At 52.3% G+C, this 2,382-nt stretch carries 2 protein-coding genes; both read right to left on the bottom strand.

All coding sequences use genetic code 11. The features are described from left to right. Positions 1-1,276 (bottom strand): phosphopyruvate hydratase (gene eno, locus ACYC56_RS08615; protein ID WP_461373776.1); only part of this gene is annotated, 1,276 nt, incomplete at its 3' end. Between the two features lie 81 nt (positions 1,277-1,357). Next, positions 1,358-2,128 (bottom strand): nucleoside triphosphate pyrophosphohydrolase, encoded by a 771-nt coding sequence (mazG, locus tag ACYC56_RS08610; protein WP_461373775.1) that lies wholly within the window; start codon positions 2,126-2,128, stop codon positions 1,358-1,360. Positions 2,129-2,382: the final 254 nt, after the last annotated feature.

The raw sequence follows: 2,382 nt of genomic DNA, 5'->3' as shown, positions 1-2,382 counted from the left end.
TGCTGTAAAACGCCGCCATTCCCGGGTACATGGATACCGGGCCGAGTCCTTCTTCGATCCTCAAAAGCTGGTTGTACTTGGATACGCGATCGCTCCGTGCCGGGGCGCCCGTCTTTATCTGCCCGGCATTGACCGCAACCGCTAAATCGGCGAGCGTGGCATCGCAGGTCTCGCCCGAGCGATGCGAGATAACTGCCGTGTAGTTCGCCTTTTGTGCCATTTGAATCGTGTCAAGCGTTTCGGACAACGAGCCTATCTGGTTGAGCTTGATCAGGATAGAGTTAGCGGTACCCGTTTTTATCCCGGTCTCGAGCCGTTTTACGTTGGTTACGAATAAGTCATCGCCCACGATTTGAACCCGGTCGCCGATTTTCTCGGTAAGCTCCTTCCAACCGTCCCAATCGTCCTGGCTCATACCGTCCTCGATAGAGATGATCGGGTATTTATCCGTAAGTTCGGCGTAGTAGCTTACCATCTCGGACGGTGTGAGCGTGCGTCCTTCGCCTTCAAGAACGTACTTGCCCTCTTTGAAAAACTCGCTAGATGCAGGGTCGAGTGCGATGTAGATATCCTTGCCCGGTATATAGCCCGCTTCTTCGATGGCCAACACGATCTGCTTGATCGCATCCTCGTTGGATGCCAGATTCGGCGCAAAACCGCCCTCATCGCCAACCGCAGTACTGAGCTTCTTGGCTTTAAGGACTTTCTTAAGATTATGGTACACTTCAGCGCCCATGCGCAGGGCCTCACCAAACGACCCGGCCCCGACCGGCATAACCATGAACTCCTGGATGTCGACGTTATTATCGGCATGCGCACCGCCGTTTAAGATATTCATCATCGGAACCGGCAGCATGTACGAGTTGGTGCCGCCGATGTAGCGATAGAGCGGCATATCCAAGAAATTCGCCGCCGCTTTCGCCGCCGCAAGCGAGACGCCGAGTATTGCGTTTGCGCCAAGGCGGCTCTTGTTGTCCGTGCCGTCTAGGTCGATCATCGTCATATCGATGAAGCGCTGGTCGGTGCCGTCAAATCCCTCGAGTTCCGGTGCGATTATATCGTTAATGTTGGCAACCGCCGTCTGCACTCCTTTGCCCAGATAGCGTCCCGGATCTGCGTCTCTTAACTCAAGAGCTTCGTAAGTCCCGGTCGAGGCGCCGGATGGTACTGCGGCCCTGCCCGCGTCCCCACTGGCAAGAACAACATCGACTTCAACCGTCGGATTTCCCCTCGAATCCAAGATCTCTCTGCCATGAATCATTTCAATTGTGTTCATTTTTGCCTCCCATTTATATGTAGTTCTTTAAGATTTTCTCTCGCTCGTTGTTTCTCTTTTGCTTTTCTATTCTTATTTTTATTATTTCTCTTTATCTTTCGCCTCATCCCAGAGTTTATCCTTCTGCATGAGCGCCATATCGGATAGGCGCTCGCCCCGTGTTGCGGCCGTCTCTTCCATAGAGCGGAACCTGCGCTCGAATTTCTTACAGGTACCGCGTAGCGCGAGTTCGGGGTCGACATCGAGGTGACGGGCGACATTTACCACGGCAAAGAGAAGATCGCCGATCTCATCCTCGATGACACCTTCTCCTTTTTTTGCCCTCTTTAACTCATCTACCTCTTCGACGATCTTATCAAGGGCGCCCTCGACATCCTCCCAGTCGAAACCGACTCTGGCCGCTTTACTCTGTAATTTATACGCGTAGATAAGCGATGGGAACGATTTCGGGATTCCGGCGATCGCGGAGACCTCGTTCTTTTCTTTGCTTTTTATATCTTCCCAATTTGCGATCACATCACCGGCGCAGGTTACTTCCGTTTCACCGAAGATGTGTGGGTGGCGGCGTACGATTTTGGTGATGATGCCTTCCGCTACGTCCTGCATAGTGAAGCGGCCAACCTCGGATGCGATTTGTGCATGGAACACGATCTGCAGTAAAAGATCTCCAAGCTCTTCCTTCAAATGCTCCGGGTCGTTCTCGTCGATAGCGTCGACGGTCTCGTAGGCTTCCTCTATCAAATAACGCCTGAGGCTTTCGTGCGTCTGTTCTTTATCCCAGGGACAACCCTGTGCGCCCCGCAGCCTGGCCATCAGGGCGACGAGTTCTTCGCACGTGTAATTACTGGACACTAGTTACACCCCCAGTCGAAACAATACCATGAAACGGCACTTGAAGTACACACGCAAGCCGCCCAAGCACACCTCTTAAAAGGTGCGTTATGCAAAGCATGCGCTAACTTTACCTTTTTAATCAGCTTTGTAGTATTTTGCCCGTTTCGAATCAAATATAGATAGAGTGAAGGGCTGGAACCAACCAGCCCCTCCTCATCAAACCGTACGTGAGGTTTTCCCTCATACGGCTTTCCGACATTCTTTCTTCCGTG

It is taken from the genome of Candidatus Aquicultor sp., from assembly GCF_054640775.1.
The sequence above is the reverse complement of the archived record's forward strand: the minus strand, read 5'-3'. Positions and strand labels throughout refer to the sequence as shown.